The organism is Ralstonia sp. A12 (genome assembly GCF_000801955.1).
GTDB lineage: Bacteria > Pseudomonadota > Gammaproteobacteria > Burkholderiales > Burkholderiaceae > Ralstonia.
Genome location: NZ_JSZO01000019.1, coordinates 59,374 through 75,689, shown reverse-complemented (window position 1 = coordinate 75,689; position 16,316 = coordinate 59,374). Strand labels below are relative to the sequence as shown.

Annotated in this window: 19 protein-coding genes; 6 read left to right on the top strand and 13 right to left on the bottom strand. The window is 66.2% G+C overall.

What is annotated here, in order from left to right; all coding sequences use genetic code 11:
* Positions 1-76 precede the first annotated feature (76 nt).
* From gspE to gspG, 10 genes are all read right to left on the bottom strand, one after another.
* A complete protein-coding gene (gene gspE, locus PI87_RS20245) occupies positions 77-1,636 on the bottom strand; it encodes a type II secretion system ATPase GspE (RefSeq protein ID WP_039599524.1) in 1,560 nt (519 codons plus the stop codon).
* 21 nt (positions 1,637-1,657) lie between these two features.
* Entirely contained in the window at positions 1,658-4,066 is a 2,409-nt protein-coding gene (gspD, locus tag PI87_RS20240; RefSeq protein WP_039599523.1) for a type II secretion system secretin GspD, read from the bottom strand.
* Between the two features lie 35 nt (positions 4,067-4,101).
* Entirely contained in the window at positions 4,102-4,941 is an 840-nt protein-coding gene (locus PI87_RS20235; protein WP_039599522.1) for a type II secretion system protein N, read from the bottom strand.
* Positions 4,942-4,951: 10 nt separating this feature from the next.
* Positions 4,952-5,512 (bottom strand): type II secretion system protein GspM, encoded by a 561-nt coding sequence (gspM, locus tag PI87_RS20230; protein ID WP_039599521.1) that lies wholly within the window; start codon positions 5,510-5,512, stop codon positions 4,952-4,954.
* Positions 5,513-5,522: 10 nt separating this feature from the next.
* Positions 5,523-6,947 carry a type II secretion system protein GspL gene (gene gspL / locus PI87_RS20225; RefSeq protein WP_039599520.1) on the bottom strand — a complete coding sequence of 475 codons (1,425 nt, stop codon included), beginning with the start codon at positions 6,945-6,947 and terminating at the stop codon, positions 5,523-5,525.
* Between the two features lie 164 nt (positions 6,948-7,111).
* Entirely contained in the window at positions 7,112-8,176 is a 1,065-nt protein-coding gene (gspK, locus tag PI87_RS20220; protein ID WP_039599519.1) for a type II secretion system minor pseudopilin GspK, read from the bottom strand.
* A 1-nt stretch (position 8,177) separates the two neighbouring features.
* Complete coding sequence (locus PI87_RS20215; RefSeq protein ID WP_039599518.1) at positions 8,178-8,918, bottom strand: PulJ/GspJ family protein; 741 nt, start codon at positions 8,916-8,918, stop codon at positions 8,178-8,180.
* Complete coding sequence (gene gspI, locus PI87_RS20210) at positions 8,899-9,315, bottom strand: type II secretion system minor pseudopilin GspI (protein WP_039599517.1); 417 nt, start codon at positions 9,313-9,315, stop codon at positions 8,899-8,901. The genes PI87_RS20215 and gspI overlap by 20 nt, the downstream gene beginning before the upstream one ends.
* The gene (locus tag PI87_RS20205; protein ID WP_039599516.1) at positions 9,312-9,812 is read right to left on the bottom strand and encodes a GspH/FimT family pseudopilin; all 501 of its coding nucleotides are present in this window, start codon (positions 9,810-9,812) and stop codon (positions 9,312-9,314) included. Before PI87_RS20205 ends, gspI begins: the two co-directional genes overlap by 4 nt.
* Before the next feature lie 30 nt (positions 9,813-9,842).
* Positions 9,843-10,313, bottom strand: coding sequence for a type II secretion system major pseudopilin GspG (gene gspG, locus PI87_RS20200; protein ID WP_039599515.1), 471 nt, complete (start codon positions 10,311-10,313; stop codon positions 9,843-9,845).
* A 175-nt stretch (positions 10,314-10,488) separates the two neighbouring features.
* On the opposite strand from gspG, the gene PI87_RS20195 reads away from it, so the two are divergent.
* The 4 genes from PI87_RS20195 to PI87_RS20180 all read left to right on the top strand — a co-directional run bounded on the left by PI87_RS20195 (position 10,489) and on the right by PI87_RS20180 (position 13,092).
* Positions 10,489-11,175, top strand: coding sequence for a type II secretion system protein N (locus PI87_RS20195; RefSeq protein ID WP_039599514.1), 687 nt, complete (start codon positions 10,489-10,491; stop codon positions 11,173-11,175).
* Positions 11,176-11,324: 149 nt separating this feature from the next.
* Entirely contained in the window at positions 11,325-11,912 is a 588-nt protein-coding gene (locus PI87_RS20190; protein ID WP_039599513.1) for an EF-hand domain-containing protein, read from the top strand.
* A 176-nt stretch (positions 11,913-12,088) separates the two neighbouring features.
* Positions 12,089-12,508, top strand: coding sequence for a TOBE domain-containing protein (locus tag PI87_RS20185; protein WP_039599512.1), 420 nt, complete (start codon positions 12,089-12,091; stop codon positions 12,506-12,508).
* A gap of 14 nt (positions 12,509-12,522) precedes the next feature.
* Positions 12,523-13,092 (top strand): nitrogen fixation protein NifQ, encoded by a 570-nt coding sequence (locus PI87_RS20180; protein WP_232314043.1) that lies wholly within the window; start codon positions 12,523-12,525, stop codon positions 13,090-13,092.
* A 60-nt stretch (positions 13,093-13,152) separates the two neighbouring features.
* On the opposite strand, the gene hppD is transcribed toward PI87_RS20180, so the two are convergent.
* The gene (gene hppD / locus PI87_RS20175; protein ID WP_039599510.1) at positions 13,153-14,259 is read right to left on the bottom strand and encodes a 4-hydroxyphenylpyruvate dioxygenase; all 1,107 of its coding nucleotides are present in this window, start codon (positions 14,257-14,259) and stop codon (positions 13,153-13,155) included.
* Between the two features lie 170 nt (positions 14,260-14,429).
* On the opposite strand from hppD, the gene PI87_RS20170 reads away from it, so the two are divergent.
* Positions 14,430-14,918: an Lrp/AsnC family transcriptional regulator gene (locus tag PI87_RS20170; protein ID WP_021197282.1), complete on the top strand. Its 489-nt coding sequence runs from the start codon at positions 14,430-14,432 to the stop codon at positions 14,916-14,918.
* Between the two features lie 40 nt (positions 14,919-14,958).
* Here PI87_RS20170 and PI87_RS20165 read toward each other — a convergent pair whose 3' ends face one another.
* Together PI87_RS20165 and PI87_RS28680 are read right to left on the bottom strand one after the other, a co-directional pair.
* Positions 14,959-15,264 carry a HigA family addiction module antitoxin gene (locus PI87_RS20165; RefSeq protein ID WP_039599509.1) on the bottom strand — a complete coding sequence of 102 codons (306 nt, stop codon included), beginning with the start codon at positions 15,262-15,264 and terminating at the stop codon, positions 14,959-14,961.
* An 11-nt stretch (positions 15,265-15,275) separates the two neighbouring features.
* Positions 15,276-15,554 carry a type II toxin-antitoxin system RelE/ParE family toxin gene (locus PI87_RS28680; protein WP_084210030.1) on the bottom strand — a complete coding sequence of 93 codons (279 nt, stop codon included), beginning with the start codon at positions 15,552-15,554 and terminating at the stop codon, positions 15,276-15,278.
* A 444-nt stretch (positions 15,555-15,998) separates the two neighbouring features.
* On the opposite strand from PI87_RS28680, the gene PI87_RS20160 reads away from it, so the two are divergent.
* Positions 15,999-16,268 carry a hypothetical protein gene (locus PI87_RS20160; protein ID WP_039599508.1) on the top strand — a complete coding sequence of 90 codons (270 nt, stop codon included), beginning with the start codon at positions 15,999-16,001 and terminating at the stop codon, positions 16,266-16,268.
* Positions 16,269-16,316 lie beyond the last annotated feature (48 nt).

Genomic DNA, 16,316 nt, shown 5'->3' with positions numbered 1-16,316 from the left:
CCCTAGCAGCGCAGCCGGGCCGGGTCTATGAATGGCGCGCCGGGCCGTGGCGCGCCAGCCGTGCACGAGTCGCGCCTTAATCGCGCGTCACGCGCAGCACTTCTTCCAGCGAGGTCGCGCCTGTGTCGATCCAGCGCTGTGCGTCCATACGCATGGTCTGCATGCCCTGGCCGATGGCGAAGGCCTTGATCTCGGACTCCGCGGCCTGGCGGTGGATCATGGTCTGGATCTCGGGCGTGACGGTCAGCAGTTCGTACACACCGGTCCGGCCCTGGTAGCCAGAGTTGCCGCAGCGCTCGCAGCCGACGTGGTGCCACACCGATTTGTGCGCGGGCGTGGCCGGCGCCACACCATCCGCAACCGGCGTACCGGCCACGGCTTCCACTTCGGCGGGCGTGAGTTCGAGCACTTCTTCACGGCGGCACTGCACGCACAGGCGGCGTACCAGCCGCTGCGCCAGCACGCCCAGCAATGACGACGACAGCAGGAACGGCTCGATCCCCATGTCGATCAGGCGCGTCACAGCGGAGGCGGAATCGTTCGTGTGCAGCGTCGCCAGCACCAAGTGACCGGTCAGCGAAGCCTGCACCGCAATCTGCGCGGTTTCCAGATCGCGGATTTCCCCGATCATCACCACGTCCGGGTCCTGGCGCAGGATGGCGCGCAGGGCCTTGGCGAAGGTCATGTCGATCTTGGGGTTGACCTGGGTCTGGCCGATGCCGTCCAGGTCGTATTCGATCGGGTCTTCCACCGTCATGATGTTGGTGGACGCCGCATCGAGCCGCGACAGCGCAGCGTACAGCGTGGTCGTTTTACCGGAGCCCGTCGGGCCGGTCACGAGCACGATGCCGTGCGGCTGGTTGATCAGGTGGTCGAAGCGCGCCAGCGTGCCGGCGCCCATGCCGAGCTTGCCGAGGTCGAGCCGGCCGGCTTCCTTGTCGAGCAGACGCAGCACCGCGCGCTCGCCGTGGCCGGTGGGCAGGGTGCTCACACGCACATCCACCGGGCGCCCGCCCACACGCAGCGTGATGCGGCCGTCTTGCGGCAGGCGTTTCTCGGCGATGTCGAGCTGCGCCATGATCTTGATGCGCGAGATCAGCGCGCCGTGCAGCGCTTTCTTCGGGCGCACCACGTCGCGCAGCGTGCCGTCCACGCGGAAGCGCACCACCGAGGCGTTCTCGAACGGCTCAATGTGGATGTCCGATGCACCTTCGCGCGCCGCCTGCGTGAGCAGCGCGTTGATCATGCGGATGATGGGCGCGTCGTCTTCGGATTCGAGCAGGTCTTCCACGGCGGGAATGTCCTGCATCAGGCGCGAGAGATCGACCTCGCCTTCCACCTCGCCGACCACCTGGGCGGCGCTGCCGTCCTGGGCGTTGTAGGCCGTTTGCGTGGCGGTGGAGAGCGCGGCGGTATCCAGCGTCACCAGGTGCAGCGCGCCGAACACGCGGGCCAGCTCGGCCAGTGCGGTGCGCGAGGTTTCCGGGCAGACCCAGACTTCCAGCGTGTCGACATCCTGCCGTGCGACGAGCAACTTGGCGTCACGTGCGAACGCGTACGGCACCAGCCGCACTGCCGATTGCGAAGGCGGCTCCAGCGTCTGGACGTCGGTGGTCAGGGCTTGCGTCGTTGCCATGATGTGTTGTCCTCGGCTGCTTTAGCCGCCGTTCCTTGGCGCGTTGCCGTCGTAGCCGCCCGAGGTGGGCGCCGCGAAGTTCTGCAGGCGCGGCTCGCTGCGCGTGGTGCCTTGTGGCATCGGCAGCGGTGCACCTGGCGGCACCTGCGTGCCGACCGGGCCCTTCGGCACGATCGATACGTCGCCGTAGTTGTCGGCCGGGCGCATGGCCTCGGGCGCGGGCAGTACCGGCGTGTCCTTGTCGGAGGTCGTCGGCAGCATGTTCGGCGAGACAAAGCCTTGCTGCGTGCCACGCATGTAGTTATAGCGGTTGTCCGACAGCGCGCCCGTCGCTTCGGCCGTACGCAGGATGATCGGGCGCAGGAACACCAGCAGATTGGTCTTCACGCGCGTCTTGCTCTCCGAGCGGAACAGCGCACCCAGGATGGGGATGTCGCCCAGGCCCGGCACCTTTTGCTCGCCGTCCTGGTAGTTGTCTTCCAGCAGGCCACCCAGCACGACCACCTGGCCATCGTTGGCCAGCACGTTGGTCTCGATGGAGCGCACGTTGGTGGTCGGGCCTTGCAAGGCGTTCTGCGTGCCGTTCACCACCGACGACGACTCCTGGAAGATCTGCATCTTCACCAGCCCACCGTCCGTGATCTGCGGCTTCACGCGCAGCGTGATACCCACGTCCTTGCGATCGAAGGTCTGGAACGGCTGCGATGCCGTGCCTGATTGCTGCGTGTACGAGCCGGTGGTAATCGGCACGTTCTGGCCGATCAGGATCTTGGCTTCTTCGTTGTCCAGCGTGATCAGGTTGGGGGTAGACAGCACGTTGACCGAGCCATCCGAACCCAGTGCGCTGAGGAGCGCGCCCAGGCCGCTGCCCCGGTTGAACACCCCCACGTTGCCACCGTTGAGCTGACCGACGTTCAGGGCACCCAGCGCAGTTTGCGCCGCCGTACTGCCGATGCCGCCCGAGCTGATGGCGGCAATCGTGCCGGCCAGATTGAGCACGTTGCTCGAACCGGTGCCGAAGTTGGTGCCGCCCCCCACAAACGTGCCGGGGCCGCCCCCGCCCGCCAGCCATTGGATGCCCAATTGCGAAGCCTTGGTGGCCGTCACTTCCACGATCATCGATTCGATATAGACCTGAGCGCGGCGTGCGTCCAGGTCGTCAATCACGGCGCGCAGGTTGCGGTAGACCGGCTCGCTGGCGGTGATGATGAGGGCGTTGGTGGCGGCGTCCGCCTGGATGATGCCGCCGGTGGCCGGGATGTTGTTCTGTCCGAACGAGGCACGGAACGACGAATTGCCGCTGCCCGCACCGCTGCCCGAGCCGGAGCCACTGCCGTAGTTGGTGTTTTGCGTGTTCTGCGTGGTCGTGGTGCCGCCGGTCGGTTGCGAGGTCGCACCCTGCGCGGCGCTCTGGCCACCCGGGCCCGTGGATGCCGAGGCCGACAGCGTGGAGTCGGCAGCCACGATGGCGCGCAGTGTCGTCGCCAGTTGCACGGCGTTGGCGTTCTTGAGCGGCACCACCCAGATGTTGCCAGGGCGTGCATTGGGCACATCCAGCTTGGCGATCAGTTGCTTGGCCTGCGCCAGACGCGCGGCGCTGGAGGCACGCACCATCACGCTGTTCGAGCGCGGTTCGGCCACCACCGAGGTACGCAGGCTCGGGTCCGACAGCGATGCACCGGCACCGGCTGCACCGCCGCCGCCGGCAGACGGATCCAGCAGCTTCTGCAGCGTGGCGGCCACGTCGATGGCCACGGCGTTGCGCAGCGGAATCAGTTCGGTCTCACCGGCGGCCGGCGTGTCGATCGACGCGATGATGCGGCCGATGCGGCGCAGGTTGTCTGCGTAATCGGTGATGACCAGCGTGTTGTTGGCCGGGTACGCGGTGATCGTGTTGTTGGGCGCGATCATCGGCCGCAGCACCGGCACCAGGTTGTTGGCCGATTCATGCTGCAGGCGGAACACCTGCGTGACGACCTGCTCGCCGCCGCGCGCACCTGCTGCACCCACGCTGGTAGGCGAGCCCTGCAGCTTGGCATCGGCTTCCGGCACCACCTTGGTAAAGCCGTTGCCCTCGACAATCGCGTAGCCCTGCATGCGCAGGATCGAGCCGAGCGATTCCAACGCCTGCGAGCGTGTCACCGGCTTCTCGGTGACGAGGTTGACCGTACCCTTCACGCGCGGGTCAACGATGAAGTTCTTGCCGGTAGCCTGGCCCACGGCCTTCACCACCGATTCCAGATCGGCGTTGACGAAGTTCAGCGAGACCTCATCACCGGGATTACCGGTGTTGCCATTTTGAGAGGCCGCCGCGCTGGAGGGCGGCGCCGCAAAGACGGGCATCGAGCCGGCCACCATCGTTGCGCAGCACGCCAGGACGATGGCGCGGACGGTGAGTCGGGAAGAGGCGTTGTGCATGGTCTCGTTCATGGTTGTCGGTGCGCTGCGGCACACCGGCTTAAGAATCAAAAGCGTAGTCGATAGTGCGAGCCGTCACGCGGGCCCAGCAGGCTCAACAAGCCGATCAATTGCGGTTCCGACTCCGGCGTGGCACTGGCCACACCGTCAAAATGCGCGCCCTGTCCGAGCGTTCCTTGGCCCTGCAGCGACAGCGGTCCGGCCAGCGTCGACAGGGCCAGTTGCATGGGCCCGCCGCCCGCGCCGCCAAACGACAGCACGGCCTGATAACTGCCCAGCGGCCGTACCCGGCTGAGGCTGGATGATACCTGCTCAACCGTGACGGTTAGGGCGCCCTGGACCGTGTCCGGCTGGCCCTTTCCACGGCCAAATTGCCCCGACAGCGGCGTCCACTGCGCACGCAGCCGGCCATCCAGCTTGAGCGTGTTGAACGGTGCACCGATGCCCTCCAGCAGCGACGCCGGCAGCTTGATCGCACCGGCCTCGGCCTGCCAGTTGCTGGGCGTTACCGTCAGCGCTACCGGCTGCTCCAGCGCGCGGTCGTGCGCCACATGCGCCCGCAGCGTGCCGGTCAGCAGCGGCAGCATGTCGACCGACCAGGACAGCCGCCCGGGCAGCACGGTTGCATCGGCGCCGCCGTTGCCGGCCGTGAGCGCCAGCGTCGCACTGCCATGCCAGATACTGCCTTGTGGATCGGCCAGCAGCACACGCTGCCCCGTGGCCGACGCCACCCGTTCAGCGGCCCATGCCGCCGGGTACTGCGATATGACCGTCACGCCCACTGCCAGCAGTGCAACACCGCACCACAGCAGGCGCCGGCCCAGGCTCGTACGTTCAGACGCATCGCGGCGGCGCAAGCGCAGCGGCGGTAGTGATTCGATCGCCATCGGTACAGCGTCAGCGGCTCGTGGCGGCGGGGCCTTGCAGCGTTGCCGTCACGTTGACCAGGGCGGTGGCGCCCACGTATTTGATGTTCGCGTCGATCACCTTCATGCGCTGCGCCTGCCGCACTTCCTGCAGCCATTCAGCGACCGCGCCGAAGGGCACCTTGTCCAGTTGCACCTGCACGCTCTCGCCCGACAGCGCCATCCGCGTGGCCTTCAGGCCGTGGTTGGTGAGGCTGGTGTTGAGTGCCTGCTGCAGTTCTGCACCACGCGGCACGGGCGCGGCGGCAATGGCCGACAGCCCGCGGGCTTCCTGGCCGAGCGTTTCCATTTCGGCCAGTTGGCTGCGCATTTGCGGCAGGGCTTTTTCGATGCGGCGCTGGCCTTCAAAGGCCGGGTCCCACAGCGCCAGATAGATGATGACCAGCACGAGGATCGCACCACCGCCCGCCAGGATGCGGCGCTCGCGCGGCTCGCGCTGCATCCAGAAGGTCGTGACGGCGTCGCGCACCGAGTCCGGCACGCCAATGCGTGGCAGGCGGCGCGCAGAGGAGGAAGGAGAGGAAGTCGCCATGGAGGAATCGTTATTGGGCGATGGAGACCGTCCAGCGCGAGCCCGGTACGGTGGCCTCGGCGCCGCGCGGGGCCTCGGCGGTATCCATGTTCAGGCCGATGTTGCGGGCAGCGGTGCGCAGCGCGTTGGTGTCGGTGCCGTCCTTGAGCGTGACTGTCAGCGCGCGGCCGTGATAGTCCAGCGCAAGCAGCGCATCGGGCGCGAGGCTCGTGGCTGCCTGGGCAAAGCGATCGGCCAGCGGCAGGAAGTCTTCCGGCGCGGATTTGCCGGCGGCCAGGCGCAGTTGCTCGACCTGACGGCGCATCTGCGCGGGCGGGTCGAGGATCACCGGCGTATTCGGGAAGGCCGTCTGCAGTTGCGTACGCATGGCGGTATCGAGACGCTTCTGTTCGGCGCGCAGCGTGAGCCAGCGTGCGTTCATGCCAACGAGCTGCACCACCACCAGCAGCACGGCCAGCGCGATCGGCAGGCGCCACATGGACCAGTCCACGCCGGCCATGCCGCCGTTGGCGAAATCGAACTGGCAGAGGTCGGCTTCGCCCGAGGCGAGCGCGTTGCGCGCGCCAGCCGCCCATGCCGCCCAATCGAGGGTAGCGGCGGCCGGGTCCGCAGACAGGCCGGGCGCCAGCTCGCGCAGGGCGGGCGACACCATCAGCCTGGCCGGGGTGGGCGCAATGGCCAGCCAGTTGGCGACGTTGGCCGGCAGCAACCGCAGGCCGTAGCCCTCGGCGGCGCCAGTACGTACGGTGATGTCGACGGCAGCGGGCGCGTCCGGATCGGACGGCGGCGCGGCATCGAGCGCGATGGTGGCCGGGGCGATGATCGTCGTGGCAGCTTCCGCAGCCGCTGGTTCAGCCGGCGCGGGCGTTTCGAGCGACGGCTCGGCGCGCTCGGCATCGTTGGCGGCGTCTGCCGACGGCGCAGCAGCCGCAGGTGTTTCAAACGGCAGGCAAAGCTGTGCGGGCAGCAGGTGACACGTGCGGTGCTTGTGCGCGCCGAAGTTGTCGAGGATGAAGCGGACCCACGCGCGGTCCGTAATCATCAGCGTGCGCGACTGCGGCTCACGCGGGGCACGCCAGCCACGCACAGGGGCGGCGCTCAGGCGCGGGCCCAGGGCGATGTGGCATTGCTGCGCGTCTTGCACCAGGCGGTCTTCCACCAGGTTGGGCAGGGCCAGGCGCAGTTTGGGCAGGGCCAGCGGCGGCACGCTGGCAGGCACCAGCAAGACATCGGCGGCCGGCAGCAGCAGGATCAGGCGGTCGGCCGCAGGCAGCTCGTCCGTGCGCGAGGTGCCTTCACGCAGGATGCGCTGCGCACCCTGTGCGCCTTCCTCGCGCACCAGCGCAAACGGCACGGACGCGAGCGCACCCGCTTGCCAGCGTTCGGGCGATTGAATGGGCCGGTGCGGCAGGCGCACGTACAGGGAGGTCGTCAAACCGCTCCTCTATTGAGAGTGTTGATGCGAGCTACCGGAATCGCCGGGAAAACCGCCGGATTGCGCAAGACCCGCGATGCTGAACGATGCGGATGACAATACGGCGAAGGCTAGGGTCTGTCTACTTACGGAATGTCCGCAGTTAGTGGGGTGTTGCAGCGCCGTCATGACGGAATTCCGTCGATGCGGCGAACCCAGACAATACGTGTCGCGTTATTGTTGACCGGATCGCCACGTGAAACAAGCGCCACTTGGCCCAGCTGTGCGCGCTCGTGGCGGGCCATGCCGTAGACCAGGAAATAGTGCGTCTGCACGTCGAGCAGGTTGGCCGCGGCTGAGGTGTCCACGCCGGGCGCGAGGCCGCGCAACTGGTTGGTGACGTCGCCGATGTTGCGGAAGTAGGCGCGGTCGCGCGCCTGCACCAGCGCCCGCGCGCGGTCCAGGCTCAGGCCGGGGATGACGGCGGCCAGCACTTCGGCGCTGGCCGTGTTGGCATTGATCTGCGTGCGCGTGGGCAGCACGATCACGTAGGGGCGCAGCTTGCGCACGGCGTCCGCCGTGTAGCCGGGGATGGACAGCAGGCTATCGACGTCGTCGAGCGGGCGCGGGCCGTTGCCGCCGCTGGTGCCGCTGTCGTCGCCGCCTTGCTGGCCGCCGGTACTGCCCTCGACCGACTGGATGCCGCCCAGCGTCTGCGCCAGGGTCGTCGCCGTGAGATCGGCCAGGCCTGGGTCGAGGCTCAGCGATTGCAACAGCTGGCCGTAAGCTTTGATGCCGTCCTTGTCGCGGCCGGTCACGATGGTGCGCGTGCCCAGCGTCTGCATCTTCAGCAGGTTCATCAGGTTGAAGCGCGCCTGGGCATCGAAGATGCGGCCCGAGAGGTACGACTCTTCACCTGCCGTATCCGTGCGCAGCGAGCTGCCGAGGAAGTCCGACAGCTTGGTCTCCTGAATGGGCACGGCCCAGATCTCGCCCAGGTGGTCGACGGCGCCGGTACGGCGCAGGTCGTCACGCAGGATCAGGCGGGCCCAGTCGATGCCTGCCCGCGCGATCCACGTGGCCTGGGCCTTCAGGCGCTGGTTTTCCACCGCGCGAATCTCCACCTGCTGGCGCCACAGCATGCCCGAGACGATCACCACGGCCAGCGTGACCACCAGCAGCGCGGTGACAATGGCCGCGCCGCGCTGGCGCGCACCACGGTGCAGGGGCTTGGACGAGCATCGCGCCATGTCAGAGCCCCGTCATACAGATGCGCGTGAAGCGCTGCGGCGCGCCCTGCGGTGTCATGCGCACGAGCAGCGCCAGCTCCACCGCACGCACCGAGGCCGCCGGCACCACCACGCCGTTGTTGGCGGACGGTGCCGATGCGCTGGGCGTGGATGCCGACGGCAAGCCCGTCAGCGTGGTTGTATTGCTGCCGCCCGGAAACAGCGCCGCCGATAGTGCGCCGGTACTGTCGAGCCAGCCGCCGGGTTCGATCCAGGCGCGGGCACTGATGCTGTCGATATTGGTGGCGAGCTGGTAGCGCGCTGCGTTGCCACCGCCCTGGCGCAGGTTGTCGAGCGCGCTGCGCAGGTCGCTGCGGTTGGTGATGGGTTGGCTTTGCAGGCGTTCTAGCCGGCTGTCGACGATGCGATAGAGCACCACCTGCCACGCGGGCGGCTGGCCATCGTCGCGGCGGTCGCGCACCAGCAGCACACGGTTGGCGTCCACCTCGATCGGCGAGCGCGACAGCGTGTTCGGATCGGCCAGTTGCGTGCAGTCGGCGTCGAACTGGGCGTAGGCGGTCTTGAGGGCTTCGATGCGCTCATCGCGCTGGGCCAGTGCCTCGTGCGTGCGCGTCATGCTGTCCAGCCCGCGCCAGGCCAGCACGGCCAGGATGGCCAGCAGCGTGATCGCCACCAGCAGCTCGAGCAGGGTGAAGCCGCGTGCGCCGAGGCGCGTCCGACGATCAGAAGACATTGCGCGCATCGTTGGGCAGCAGGGTGACGAGCCAGGCCAGACGCACGGACTTGGCGGCGTCGGCATACACCGACACTTCCACGCGGCGGAACACCGGGTTGGGCGTGGTGGCGACGGTCTCTTCGCACCACAGTTCGGTATCGCCCTGCGGGCAAGAGAAACCGCGCGAGCCCGGGTCGGGGAAGGCGCGTGCCAGACGGAGGTTGGCGAGATCGTTCTCGGCGCTCCAGGTGGCGATCATGCGCGTCTGCAAGGATTCGCTGGCCGACGTCATGCTGCCCATGGCGCGCATGGTGGCGGTGAGCGCCACGGCCACAATGGTCAGCGCCACCAGCACTTCCAGCAGGGTGAAGCCGCGCGTGCGGGCGCGGCCGATGCGGCGCGAGGGTTTCACTGCGGGCGTCATGGTGTTTCGGTCAGTACGCGCGGGCCGCCGTCGGAGACGATATCCACACGTGCGCCCTGGGAGGTTAGTGCTACGCGCCACGGCAGGCCGATCGCCTCGCGGCCGAACACCAGCCGCTGCGGTGCGCCGGCCACCGTGGTGGCACCGGCGACGATCTGTACGCTGTCCATGCCTTGCCGCCAGTGGCCCGGCGCCAGCACATCGCGCGTGAGCAGGCGCCAGCCGTTGGGCGTCGATTCATAGAAGCGCCAGCCTTGCGCATCGCCTTCCCACGCTACGGGGCGCGAGGTCAGTTGCGCCTCTTCCTGGCCAAGTTCGATCAGGCGGGCCATCTTCTGCGCATCGTCGTTCAGTTGCGAGCGCGGGTTGGGCGTAGCGTTCACAGCTACCACGCCCAGCACGATGCCGATGATGACCACCACCACCAGCAGCTCCAGCAGCGTAAAGCCGCGAGCGTGCCGCGGGGCCTGCCGGTAAGGCAGCGGGTGGCCGGTCATGATGATGGGCGCGATGCTTAGGCTGGGGGATCAGTTGTCCCAGTTGCCGATGTCGGCGTCGTTGCCCGTGCCGCCCGGTTGGCCGTCGGCGCCAAAGCTGAAGATATCCACTTCACCGCGCACGCCTGGGTTCAGGTACTGATACGGGTGGCCCCACGGGTCTTTCGGCAGACGCTCCAGATAACCGCCAGACTTCCAGTTGTTGGGGATGGGCTCGGTGGTCGGCTTGGCGACCAGCGCACCAATCCCCTGCTCGGTGGTCGGGTAGCGGCCGTTGTCCAGGCGATAGAGCTTGAGCGCCTGCGAGATGGAAGCGATGTCCTGCTTGGCGGCAATGATGCGCGCCTCGTCCGGGCGGCTCATGATCTTCGGGACCACCAGCGCGGCAAGAATGCCGAGGATCACCACCACCACCATGATTTCGATCAGGGTGAAGCCACGCGCCGCCTGACGGGCAAGTGCGCGTTGGCGGAAAGAGGAGCGGAGTTGGCCTTGCATCATGGCGAGAGAGTTGGCAATAAGAGTGGGAACACAGTATATCCGTGAGATATGACCATAGATTGTGCGGCGGGGTCGTGCCGCGCCTACGTTTAGAACGGGCCCTCCAAGCTGTTCATCGAACCGGCATGAAGGGCGGATAGAATCAGCAAATTCTCACGGTGCATCACCACGGTTCATGAACGCTCAACAGTCGTCCCGCCTGCTCAGTCTTGTACTGTTTGCTGCCCTGTGTGCGCTGTTGACGCACTGGGTTCTGACACTGTCGTCGCTGCGCGCGCTCTCCGTACCGCGCGAGGCCCGCGTGGCGCAGACCGATGCGCTGGAGACCGGCGCCTCGGTCACGCTCTTCGGCGGCGGCCCGCAGACCGGCCCGCGCGACGTGCAGGTGGCCGGCGTGGTGGCCGATCTGGCTGACGGCACTGGCGCGGCCATCGTCTCGGTCGATGGCGGCCCGCCGCAGGCCGTGCGTGCCGGCAAGTCGTTGTCCTCCAACCTGAAACTGGTGGAAATCAAGGCGCGCTCCGTGGTGATCGAGCGCAACGGCGCACGCCAGGAAATTCCGCTGCCGGCCAGCGCCGTGGTGGCCGGGGTCTCTCCGGTCAACCGCAATGCACCGTCGGGGCTGCCGCTGCCGCCGTCGGGCGCCGCAGCACCGCTGGCAACGCCTGCCGCACCGCCGGCACCGGCCGTGCCCAACAACCCGGCCAATACCACCATGCCGGGCGCCATGCTGCCCATCGCCCCAGCACAGATGAACACGGGCGATGAGGCTCCCAACCCGGGCGGCATCACGGGCCCGCGCCATCGCGCCGCCGCTGCAGCACGCAAGGGCGATACCCCCCAACCCGGCGCTGACCAGTAAACCTGCAGCCCCGCCAAAACAGCGCCCGGCGTGACCGGGCGCGCATATTACAGCGCGTGTCATCGGGGTAACAGCGTGTAAAACCCGGCAACGTGATGCCATTGTCGGGTTCTAATCCGCTACACAGTCCATGTGAAAAGGAGCTGACCATGACCAACAAACGTGCTGTCCACGCCTTCCTCGCAACCTCGGCCCTGTTCCTGGCCATGTCGGGCATGAACGCCCGCGCCCAGGACGCCAGCGCTCCGGCCGCTCAAGCGCCCGCAGCCGCCCAGGCGCCAAGCACCACTGCCCGCGCCGCCAAGCCGGGTCATCACGGTGGCTTCAAGGCGCTCGACACCAACGGCGACGGCCAGATCTCACGCGACGAGGCCAAGGGTCACGCCTGGCTGGAAAAGAACTTCGACCAGATCGACACCAACCACGACGGCCAACTCAGCAAGGAAGAACTGGCCGCCTGGCGCAAGGCCCACAAGGGCGAGATGCACGAGAAGATGGCGCAGCGCTTCGACGCCAAGTTCAAGGCCGCTGACAAGAACGGCGACGGCGCCCTGACCCGCGACGAAATGCAGGCCGGCATGCCGCGCCTGGCCAAGAACTTTGACCAGATCGACGCCAACCACGACGGCAAGGTCACCGAAGACGAGATCCGCGCGTACATGAAGGCCCGTCACGAAGCCCACAAGGCGCAGAAGGCCGCATCGGCAACGGCTCCGGCCACCACGCAAACGCAGTAAGACGCCGCTTGCCCGCATTCAGGGCAACGCACGCAGCCAATGGCGCCTTCGGGCGCCGTTTTTGTTGCCCACGCCACCTCTACAACCGATCCACATCATCAGCTCGGCGGGATACCGGAATGCGTCGGTTTGGCTACAGTGGAATGTCACTGAACCATGCAACGTAGGAACCGACCATGAAAACCAGCGCACGCAATCACTTCTCGGGCGACATCACCGCCATCCACTCGGGTGCGGTCAATGATGAAGTGACCCTCAAGGTCGGCAACGCGTCGGTCGTGGCCGTGATTACGCAGGAGAGCAGCAAGTCGCTCGGCCTGGTTGTGGGCGGCAAGGCTTCGGCGCTCATCAAGGCGTCTTCGGTGATCGTGATGGTGGATGCTGACCCGGCCAAGGTGTCGGCGCGCAACGTGTTCGTGGGCACGGTGTCGAGCGTCAAGGCCGGCGCCGTCAATTCGGACGTGACCATCTCGGCCGGTGGGCTGGAGATTGCCGCCATCATCACCAACGACAGCGTGGCACGCCTGGGTCTGGCGGCCGGCAAGCCGGCAGCAGCTGTCATCAAGGCATCGAGCGTGATTCTGGCGGTGGACTGATCTGATCGATGCCCATGCCGCAACTCGCTGCGTTGAACCGACTGCTTGCCGGGGCGCGTGATCCGCACGCGCCGGATACGGGGCTCTTCGCCCGCCTGATTGCGGCGCGGCTTGAGGCGGGTGACCTGACGGCGCTCGGCCTCGGCCACGCAGATTTTGCGGCGCTGATGGTGCGGCATTTTCCGAGCGCCACCGTCGACCATGCGCTGCCAGAGCAACCACTGGCCGACGCTCCGCCGTTTGCGGATGCGCTGATTGCGCTGCTGCTGCAGTTTGACCACCCCGTGACACCGGCGGATGCCGCCGACGCACAGTGTCTCGCCATCATCCTGGCCGCCGCATGCCTGCGGCCGGACCATCTGTGGCGCGACCTCGGCCTCTCCAGCCGCGACGATGTGGCCGACCTGCTCACGCGCCACTACCCCGCACTCGTCGCACACAACACAGCCAATCTGCGCTGGAAGGCGTTCCTCGCTCAAGAGGTGGCGCTGGCACAGGGCCGTCTGCCGGGGCCTGCACCCGGTTGCCCCGGCTGCGAAGATTTCGGCCACTGCTTCCCCGCGCTCGCCGCACAGCGCGCATGAAAAAACACCCCGGTGGCGAACCAGCGGGGTGTGGAGGAAGCAAACCTGAAGTGAGGGTCGTCAGGCTGGCTGATCGTCGGCCTTGAGCACGCCGCGGCGCATCTGGTCGAGCTCAATCGACTCGAACAGCGCCTTGAAGTTGCCCTCGCCAAAACCTTGGTTGCCCTTGCGCTGGATGAACTCGAAGAAGATTGGGCCAAGCTGGTTTTCCGAGAAGATCTGCAGCAGCAGGTCGCCCGGGGCACCGTCGATCAGGATCTTGCGCTTCTTCAGTTCCGCCACGTCTTCGCCATGGCCGGGGATACGCTTGTCGACCAGCTCGTAATACGTGTCGATGGTGTCCAGCAGCTTGATGCCGTTGCCGCGCAGCGCATCCACCGTGGCGGACAGGTTGGTCGAACCCAGCGCGATGTGTTGGATGCCTTCACCGTGGTACATGTCCAGGTACTCCTGGATCTGACCGGCCTTCTCCGTCCCTTCTTCGTTGATGGGGATGCGGATGTTGCCGCACGGGCTCGTCATCGCCTTGCTCTTCACGCCCGTGACCTGGCCTTCGATGTCGAAGTAGCGCACTTCACGGAAGTTGAAGAAGCGTTCGTAAAACTCGGCCCATTCCTTCATCCGGCCACGGTAGACGTTGTGCGTCAGGTGGTCGATGTAGGTCAGGCCGTGCCCGGTGGGGTTCGGGTTGGCGCCCGCGATGGGCACGAAATCGACGTCATAGATGCTGATGTTGCCGATGTCGCCAGGCTGCGCGCCGTTCTTGCCGCTCCAGCGGTCCACCAGGTAGATCAGCGAATCGCCGATGCCCTTGATGGCCGGGATGTTCAGTTCCATCGGGCCGCTCTGGTTGTCGAAGCCCCAGGCGCCCAGTTCCAGTGCGCGCTTATAGGCGAACGCGGCGTCTTGCACGCGGAACGCGATCGCGCAGATCGACGGACCGTGCAGGCGCGCAAAGCGCTGCGCGAACGAATCCGGCTCGGCGTTGATGATGAAGTTGATGTCGCCCTGGCGATACAGCGTCACGTTCTTGTGGCGGTGTTTCGCAATGGCGGTGAAGCCCATGTTCTCGAACAGCTTGCCCATGGCAACGGGGTCCGGCGCGGCGTATTCGATGAACTCGAAACCGGCGGTGCCCATCGGGTTTTCCCAAGGCGTGAATTGCATGGCGATGTCTCCTGCAGGGGCGGCGCCTTCACTCCAGCGAGGAGGGCGCTCAGGGCTTTGACGATCCTCGCAGTGTAGAAGTGTCCTTCTACGCAAAAATTGCGAAGTTGTGCCCGGCTTGCTAAATTTGCGCAAGAAAATTGCCGAATAAATTGGTGCGGAGCAACAAAATGAGTAAGGTAGAACTCGACAAGATCGATCGCAAGATCCTGGAAGTCCTGCAGAACAACGGCCGCCTCACCAACCTGGAAGTCGCCGAGCGGGTGAACCTGTCCCCCAGCCCGTGCTTGCGACGCATCCGCCGTCTTGAGGAGAGCGGCGTCATCCGCCAGTACGCGGCGCTGCTCGACCCCGGCAAGATCGGCCTGGGTTTGTCGGCGTACATCAACGTGCGGCTGGAGAAGCAGGGCGGTGCGCCCAAGGGCAAGGCGCCGGGCGACATCTTTCGCGCCGCCGTCGCCACCTGGCCCGAGGTGGTCACGTGCTACGCCATGACCGGCGAGATGGATTACCTGCTCAAGGTCTTCGTGGAAGACATGGACCACTTTGCGCGGTTCATCCGCGACCAACTGCTCGCGCACCCGGCGGTGATCGACGTGAAGAGCAGTTTTGCGCTGGAGCGGATTAAGGATACGACGGCGTTGCCGGTGGTGGTTTGAGGCTGACGTCGTTGTCTTTCGTGAAATTCCGGGAAAGCCTTCAGGCGGCAGCGGGTTGAAACACGCGGATGCGCGGCGCAATGCTGTCCTGCAACTCGCGTTCTGCCATCCGCATGTCGTACTCGGCTTGCAGGTTCATCCAGAAGCGCGGCTCCATGTTGAAGTAAAGCCCGAGCCGCAGCGCTGTGTCTGCGGTGATCGGCCGTGCGCCATTCACGATCTCACTGATGCGGCTGGGTGATACGTCAATGTCAGCAGCCAGCTTGCGCGCGCTGATACCCATTGGCTTCATGAACTCTTCCAGCAAGATTTCGCCGGGATGGATTTCGTCAAGCAGCTTGACCATGGTGTTGATTCCTAGTGGTAGTCCACGATTTCGACATCGTGGGCGCCATCTACGCGCCAGACAAAGCAGACGCGCCACTGATCGTTGATTCGGATGCTGTGCTGGTGTTTGCGACTGCCCTTGAGCGCTTCTAACTGATTGCCCGGAGGGATACGCAGGCTTTCCAGATCGGTTGCCGCATGGAGCTGCAGCAACTTCCTTCGAGCGACACGTTCGATGTTCTTGAACCGCCGCACGTTCCGGCTTTGGAAGAGCGCTTCAGTGTCCGCACATGCAAAGGAATGGATCATATCGGATGGTGTTCCGTGACACGGAACATGTCAAGCGGGTTGGCAACTCGTAGCATCTCCTACGAAGTGGCGCAGCGCTATCAGACTGAGCACATTTCGCCCCCGGACAGCGCTCGTTATAATTTGCCGGCTGTCGCGCAAGCGATGGCACGGGTTTGGCGACCCATCAGCTAGGACGGCGAACGCATCAAGCGTTCGCCGCGCTCGCGCACGTCGTGTCTCATACGGCGGGCCGGGTGGGGAGACCTTCGGGTCTGCCGGGTCCTAGCTCCGGTTCGCCAACCCCGCCGTCTGGCCCGCCACCCCCGTTTGGCGACGAGGAAGGCGGCCGGTTCTTCAACCGTCGCTAGGAGACACCATGTTGTTCGCACCCAGCGGGCACCGCCCCGCGTCTTTCCCATCCCCACCTAGCACCCCTGCGCACACCGCTCACGGAGGTGCCCGATGACCCATCGCAAACGCCACTACCTGAGCGGCGCACTGGCCGCGCGGGAATTCCTGCGTCGCACGCAAGCCGATTTGCGCGTGCACCGGCAATTCCGGCCGAGCGCTCTGCGCTGGGAGTTTGCGTCAGCAATCGGGATGCATCCGCCCGAATATCGCGCCGGATTTCTCGATGCGATCGGGGTGTATCTGCTGACCACGCTGGAGGGCGTGTTGGTCGATCCGTACCGGTGGGAAGTGCTGGACCTACTTGAGCGGGAAGAGAACTAAAACAGCAGGAAGGCTTCCCCGTGACGGGCGGGGATGTCGAAGTGCGGG

Excerpts from the sequence above, each read along its gene's own strand:
- gspE (WP_039599524.1), bottom strand. The coding sequence starts at position 1,636 with ATGGCAACGACGCAAGCCCTGACCACCGACGTCCAGACGCTGGAGCCG.
- gspD (WP_039599523.1), bottom strand. The coding sequence starts at position 4,066 with ATGAACGAGACCATGCACAACGCCTCTTCCCGACTCACCGTCCGCGCC.
- PI87_RS20235 (WP_039599522.1), bottom strand. The coding sequence starts at position 4,941 with ATGGCGATCGAATCACTACCGCCGCTGCGCTTGCGCCGCCGCGATGCG.
- gspM (WP_039599521.1), bottom strand. The coding sequence starts at position 5,512 with ATGGCGACTTCCTCTCCTTCCTCCTCTGCGCGCCGCCTGCCACGCATT.
- gspK (WP_039599519.1), bottom strand. The coding sequence starts at position 8,176 with ATGGCGCGATGCTCGTCCAAGCCCCTGCACCGTGGTGCGCGCCAGCGC.
- PI87_RS20215 (WP_039599518.1), bottom strand. The coding sequence starts at position 8,918 with ATGCGCGCAATGTCTTCTGATCGTCGGACGCGCCTCGGCGCACGCGGC.
- gspI (WP_039599517.1), bottom strand. The coding sequence starts at position 9,315 with ATGACGCCCGCAGTGAAACCCTCGCGCCGCATCGGCCGCGCCCGCACG.
- PI87_RS20205 (WP_039599516.1), bottom strand. The coding sequence starts at position 9,812 with ATGACCGGCCACCCGCTGCCTTACCGGCAGGCCCCGCGGCACGCTCGC.
- gspG (WP_039599515.1), bottom strand. The coding sequence starts at position 10,313 with ATGATGCAAGGCCAACTCCGCTCCTCTTTCCGCCAACGCGCACTTGCC.
- PI87_RS20195 (WP_039599514.1), top strand. The coding sequence starts at position 10,489 with ATGAACGCTCAACAGTCGTCCCGCCTGCTCAGTCTTGTACTGTTTGCT.
- PI87_RS20190 (WP_039599513.1), top strand. The coding sequence starts at position 11,325 with ATGACCAACAAACGTGCTGTCCACGCCTTCCTCGCAACCTCGGCCCTG.
- PI87_RS20185 (WP_039599512.1), top strand. The coding sequence starts at position 12,089 with ATGAAAACCAGCGCACGCAATCACTTCTCGGGCGACATCACCGCCATC.
- PI87_RS20180 (WP_232314043.1), top strand. The coding sequence starts at position 12,523 with ATGCCGCAACTCGCTGCGTTGAACCGACTGCTTGCCGGGGCGCGTGAT.
- hppD (WP_039599510.1), bottom strand. The coding sequence starts at position 14,259 with ATGCAATTCACGCCTTGGGAAAACCCGATGGGCACCGCCGGTTTCGAG.
- PI87_RS20170 (WP_021197282.1), top strand. The coding sequence starts at position 14,430 with ATGAGTAAGGTAGAACTCGACAAGATCGATCGCAAGATCCTGGAAGTC.
- PI87_RS20165 (WP_039599509.1), bottom strand. The coding sequence starts at position 15,264 with ATGGTCAAGCTGCTTGACGAAATCCATCCCGGCGAAATCTTGCTGGAA.
- PI87_RS28680 (WP_084210030.1), bottom strand. The coding sequence starts at position 15,554 with ATGATCCATTCCTTTGCATGTGCGGACACTGAAGCGCTCTTCCAAAGC.
- PI87_RS20160 (WP_039599508.1), top strand. The coding sequence starts at position 15,999 with ATGACCCATCGCAAACGCCACTACCTGAGCGGCGCACTGGCCGCGCGG.